We start from the raw sequence: 6,000 nt of genomic DNA on the forward strand, positions 1-6,000 counted from the left end.
GGTTTACATGATGCGTGCGACAAATGAGGGTAGCGCGGTGACAACCGATCCCCTGCCCGCTCTGCGCCAGATGGGTCTGCTGACCGATCTGGACCTGCATTTTGCCCGGTTGATGGTGCAATTGGCCGGCAGCGACCCCGCTGAAAGCTCCCCTCTCCCCATAGCCGATGGGTTGGGGGCGAGCGCAGCGCTGGCGCTGGCAGCGGCACTGGCGAGTCATGCCACCGGTCAGGGCGATATTTGCGTCAACCTGCGGCAGTGGGCGCGGCGGGCACAGTGGAGCGCGAAAGCGGCGGAAATACCTGCTTTCATCCCGCCGCTGGGCGAGTGGCTGAGCGCGGTACGGGCCAGTCCGGTAGTAGGGCGACCGGGTCGACGCCAACCGCTGGTTCTCGACCGGCGTGGACGACTGTATCTGTACCGCTATTGGGACTATGAGCGCCGCCTGGCGGATGATCTGCTCCAGAGGGCCAGTGTTAGCTCAGAAGCGGTGGACGAAGCGCAGTTGCAGACTGATCTCAAACGACTGTATCCGCGCCATCCGCAACTGACCGGACCAGACTGGCAAAAGGTGGCGGCGGCGGTCGCGGCGCTGAAACGGCTCTGCGTGATTTCCGGCGGTCCCGGCACCGGCAAGACCAGCACCGTGCTGCGGATTCTGGCGCTATTGACCGGGCAGGCCGGCGCACGGCCATTGCGCATCGCGCTGGCGGCGCCGACCGGCAAAGCGGCGGCACGGTTGCAGGAAGCCATTCGTGCTGCCAAGCCCGATTTGAGTCGGCTGGGACTGCAACCGGAGCAGTTGGCGCAAATTCCCGAAGAAGCCTCCACCTTGCACCGCTTGCTGGGCGCTCGCCCCAACTCGGTTTATTTCCGCCACGACCGCGATAATCCGTTGCCGCTGGATGTGCTGGTGGTGGACGAGGTATCGATGGTCGGATTGGCGCTGATGGCGAAAACAGTGGCCGCGCTGCCGCCCACCGCCCGATTGATCCTGCTGGGCGACAAAGACCAGTTGGCCTCGGTGGAAGCGGGCGCGGTGTTGGGCGAAATTTGTGCCGGAGCAGGTGGCTTTTCGCCGGAGTTCCGGTCGCGGTTAGCGACCTTGACTGGCGAGAGGTTGCCGCGTGGTCGAACTGTGACGTCGCCGCTGGCGGACGCCATCGTGCTGCTAAAACATAGCTACCGCTTTGGCGCGACCAGCGGCATTGGCGCACTGGCGCAGGCGGTGAATCGGGGCAAAGCGACCGACGCGCTGGCGTTGCTGGAAGGGATGCCTCATGAAGATATTGCGTGGCAAACGCTGGCCGATCCGGCTGAATTAGCGGAACAGATCGCGGAACCGGTCACGGCGGGGTTTGCATCCTATTTGCAGGCCGCGCAGAACAATGCCGGGCCGGTGGCGGTGTTTGAACGCTTCAACCAGTTCCGGGTGCTGAGTGCGTTGCGGAACGGCCCGTTCGGGGTAGAGGCGTTAAACCGGCTGTGCGAGGAAGTGCTACACCGTCGGGGCCTGGTGAATACCCGCCAGGACTGGTACTGCGGGCGGCCGGTGATGATCGTCCACAACGACTACAACCTGCGGCTGTTCAACGGCGACATTGGGATCACGCTGCCGGACCCGGAGGATTCCACCCGGATGAAGGTGTTTTTCCTGGGCAGCGACGGCGCCTTGCGCAGTTTCGCCCCGGCGCGGTTGCCGGATCATGAAACCGTCTACGCGATGACGGTGCATAAAAGCCAGGGTTCGGAATTCGACCATGTTCTGGTGGTGACGCCGAATGCACCATCGCCGGTGTTGAGTCGTGAACTGTTGTACACCGCGCTGACCCGTGCCAAACAGCGGGCCAGTTTTTATGGGGTGCCTGAGGTATTCGCCGGTGCAGTCGAGCGCCGGTTACGACGGTCATCGGGCCTGCGCGACCGGCTGTGGGTTGAGCCGCGAGTGAGTAGCGAGAGAGCCGCTGCCCTGCCGACGCCACCCGCTTGAACCTTCACCGGATTTCAGGAACCGCTGCCGGCTGCTAAAGGATCGATCCAGCCTGCTGTTCAGCCGGTATTGCGCATTCCTGCCGCCAGCGCGTTGATCGAACGCAACAGGGGGCGCAGCCACGTCTCCGCTTCCGGCGAATCCGCACCCTGATCGCGCAGCGCCTGCCGGTAACGACGCAACAACGTGACCTGAATGTGATTAAGCGGGTCGAGATAGGGGTTGCGCCGCTCCAACGATTTAGCCAGCATCGGATTCTCTGCCAGCAATGTGGGAATTTGCGCCACCGCCAGAATTTCCCGACAGGTCCGCTCGTATTCATCGCGGAACCGCTGATAAATGCCGGTTTCAATCGCGGCATCTTCGCACAGCCGGGCATATTCACGGGCGATGCCCACATCCACCTTGCTGAGCGACATCTGGCTGTTATCGAGCAGGGCGCGGAAAAACGGCCAGTCCCGATACAACTTTTGCAGGGTCGCCAGCCGCTCGGGATCATCGCCGCGCAATATCGTCAACGCGGTGCCGATGCCGTACCAGCCGGGTAAGGTATGTCGTGCCAGACCCCAGCCGAACATCCACGGGATCGCCCGCACCGAGTATTTGGAACGGTCACCCCTGGCGCGGTGCGACGGCCGTGAGCCGATGTTCAACGCGCCGAGGGCGGTGACCGGGGTGGCTTCGTAGAAATAATCCATAAAGCCTGGGGTGTGATCGGTGAGATCGCGGTAAGCCGCTTCGCCATACCGAGCCAGTTCGGCCATGATCGGAGCTGCATCCGGCGGATCGTCCGGCGTCTCCTGAATCAGATGTCGGCTGGCTTTAATCAGCCCGGTGATGCCGAGCGTCAGTTCGTAAACAGCGGTTTCCAGATTCTGATACTTGAATGACAGCACTTCGCCCTGTTCGGTGATCTTGATCTGGCCGCGTACCGTGCCCGGCGGCTGGGCCAGAATGGCGTCGTGAACCGGGCCGCCACCGCGCCCCACAGTGCCGCCGCGCCCGTGAAACAGCCGGCAACCGAAACCGTGCGTCGCTGCCAGTGCCACCGCCTGTTGTTGCGCCTGATACAGTCCGTAGTTCGAGGCCAGAATGCCGCCGTCCTTGCAGGAATCGGAATAACCCACCATGACGTCCTGCACCCCACCGGACGCCACCAACAGTTCGCGATAGGTCGGCTGATCCAGCAGCCGGGTCAACAGCGTCTCCACCCGGCTCAAATCCGCAATGGTCTCGAACAGTGGGGCGACACGAATGTCGCAATGCCAGCCGCCATCGGTGCGGCGGCCCGCCAGTCCGGCGAAGCTGGACAAAAACAGGACTTCCAGCACATGACTGGCTTCATGGGTCATGGAAATGACGTAGGTATCGAAGGCGTGCGGACCGATCTCCTCATGCATCCGTGCCATGACCTGAAACACGTCCAGCGTCTCCTGGGTCGCCGGACTGAACGAGTCGCAGTACAACAGCGGGGTGCCGGGCTGGGCCAGCAGGTTGCCGAGAACGCTCAGCCGTTCGTCTTCGCTCAGGGCGACGTAATCCGGCAAGTTGGGCGCCATGGCGAAAAGTTCCGCGACCGCCGCCGTATGCCGGCCCGATTCCTGCCGCACATCGAGCGCGGCCAGATGAAAGCCGAAGGTTTCCGCCAGCCGGATCAGGTCGTTCAATTCGCCGTCGGCGACCGCACCGTCGCCATGGGCAACCAGCGACTCGCGGATCAAGTACAGATCGTCGAGAAATTCCTGTTCTGACGCATAGCCCCAGAACGGTATCGGAATCCTGTCCTCGCGCTCGTCAATCCGGGCGTGGATGCGGTCGAGATTGTGTTGCAGGCGGTGATGCATCAGGAAGAATTTGCGCCGGTAGGGTTCCTGGGCATATTGCAGGGTCGGGTCGCGGAACAGCACGGCCATGCGTCGCACGTCCGCTGCCAGGCTGGCGGTGAACGGCGGCGAAGGCGTGACCAGAGAACTGGAATAGGTCAAATGCCGGTTCAGATCCGCAACCCGCCGCAGGTATTCACGCAGGATCTCCTGGGATTGCAGGCGCAGCGCCAGCGCGGTGGTGTCCGGGGTGACGAAGGGATTGCCGTCGCGGTCGCCGCCGATCCATGAACCGAAGCGCAGCAGACCGGGAATCTGTACTGCCGCCTTGCCGCCTTCATCACCGTAAACGGCGTTCAGCGCCCGCTCCAGATTACGATAGAGCAGCGGCAACGCCTGAAAAATGGATTCCCGAAAGTAGTACAACCCGTTTTTGACCTCATCACGCACCTGCGGCTTGCTGCTGCGTACCTCGTCGGTATGCCACAAAATCTGAATCTGGCTGCGCAACTCCTCGACCACTTCGCTGCGCTGATAGGGATTAAGCGCCGGATCGTCGAGCTTGAGGTGAGTCAGAAAAATCCGCCGCTGTGCGCCCAGTAGCACCCGGCGCTTGGCTTCGGTGGGATGGGCGGTGAACACCGGGATGAAGCAGATTTGATTTAACAGGGTTTGCAGTTGACCGGCGTCAACCCCGGCGGCGCGTAGAGTACGCAAGGTTTCATCAAACGAACCGCGCCACAACGGCTTGCCGCACCGGACCTGCTCGCGGCGCTGCTGGTGCTGAAAATCTTCCTCGGCGATGTTGGCCAGACTGAAGTAGGTGTTGAAGGCGCGCACGACGGGGTTCAACAGTTCCGGGTTGAGGGCGGCGATGAAGCGCATCAGTCGTTCGCGCGTTTTAGGATCGGACTGGCGGCGCAGTTCGGTGAAGCCCTTGCGCAAGGTTTCCACCGCATCCAGCACTGGACGGCCTTCCCGGTCGCGCAGGGTATCGCCCAGTAACCGACCCAGCAGTTTGATACGGTCGCGTAGTGGTTTGTCGGAAGGAGCCGGCATGAGGATGACCTTTGGGGCTGGGAACAGGATTCGGGCACCGAGAATGGTGGCGAACGCGGGAAGCCGGTTGGTCGCCCGTGGGAGCAATGAGCAGGCGGGCTCAGCCGATCATCCAGATCACTTTGGCCAGAATCCCCAGAAAAGCAGTGCCCACCGTGAGTACGACAGTGGCTAATGCCGCCGGCATTTTGAACCAGCGACGGCTTTTATGGGGGGTTTGCAGAATTTCGAGTGCCGCCTGAAGCTGGATGAGCTTTTGTTCAGCTTCTCGCAATCGTTCGGTCTGCGCAGTTTCAGAGGTCGTCAACTGATTCTGGAATTCAAAAATCCGTTTAGCAACATTAGTCGCCATGGTAACGACCTTTTCCTGGGTGAGCCGGGTGTCACTCTGGACGGTTTCAAGGGTAGCGGTCAGGCTGTCCATCTGCTCGCGCTGCTCGTTCAGCCGGGTTTCCAGTTCTTCGACCGACGACCCCTGGCGGGTCTGGATCGCTTCACCGAGTTGTTGTGAATCCTGTTGGAGGTTCTGAACCGCCTGTTTGAGTTGGATGATCTGCCGATCCTGGGCGCTCAGGCTCTGATCGAGCGTGTGCAGTTGCCCCGGCAAGGTATCCAGTGCGGCGAGATCCTGTTGCAGGCTCTGGATGTCAGTGCGCAAGCCGCGAAATTGCTCGAAATTACCGCTGAACGCCTGCGCCTGCCCGGCCATGCGGGCCTCGAGATCAACCAGGGTCTGCTGGAGGGTTTCCAGATTCTGGTGAAGTTCCTGAGTGTGCGGGTCGCCAGCGGTGGAATGTTGCTGTTGCTGGGTAATAGCCGAATCCAGCCGGGCCAGTTGCTGACGGAGATCCTGGGTTTCCTGATGCAGATCGCCGAGTGAGTCCGCAGCATGTTGAAAATCCAGCCACTGGTTTTCAAGAGTACCGAAGCGCTGCTGGGTCACCTCACGCAGATCGTTCAGTGCCCCGGTTTGCACGGCCAGTGTTTCATGCAGATCGGTAAGGTCGGCGGTAGTCGCAGATTCCGCCGGGGACTCTTGGATCGGAGTTTGCTGGAGGTGGTTGAGCGCGGTTTCCAGCTCGCCGAGACGCTCCTGCTGGTGGTGCAACTGCTGTTGCAACGACTGCT

3 protein-coding genes are annotated in these 6,000 nt (G+C 61.6%); 1 reads left to right on the plus strand and 2 read right to left on the minus strand.

Going from position 1 to position 6,000, the window contains the following annotated elements; translation table 11 throughout:
- Positions 1-37 precede the first annotated feature (37 nt).
- The gene (gene recD, locus BN874_RS16995) at positions 38-1,990 is read left to right on the plus strand and encodes an exodeoxyribonuclease V subunit alpha (RefSeq protein ID WP_320411479.1); all 1,953 of its coding nucleotides are present in this window, start codon (positions 38-40) and stop codon (positions 1,988-1,990) included.
- A 59-nt stretch (positions 1,991-2,049) separates the two neighbouring features.
- On the opposite strand, the gene ppc is transcribed toward recD, so the two are convergent.
- Positions 2,050-4,872: a phosphoenolpyruvate carboxylase gene (gene ppc, locus BN874_RS17000; protein WP_034435472.1), complete on the minus strand. Its 2,823-nt coding sequence runs from the start codon at positions 4,870-4,872 to the stop codon at positions 2,050-2,052.
- A gap of 100 nt (positions 4,873-4,972) precedes the next feature.
- Positions 4,973-6,000, minus strand: a 1,028-nt coding sequence (locus BN874_RS25200) for a hypothetical protein (protein ID WP_195912218.1), incomplete at its 5' end; no start/stop codon positions are given.

Origin of the sequence: Candidatus Contendobacter odensis Run_B_J11, from assembly GCF_000531125.1 — a bacterium.
Lineage (GTDB): Bacteria > Pseudomonadota > Gammaproteobacteria > Competibacterales > Competibacteraceae > Contendibacter > Contendibacter odensensis.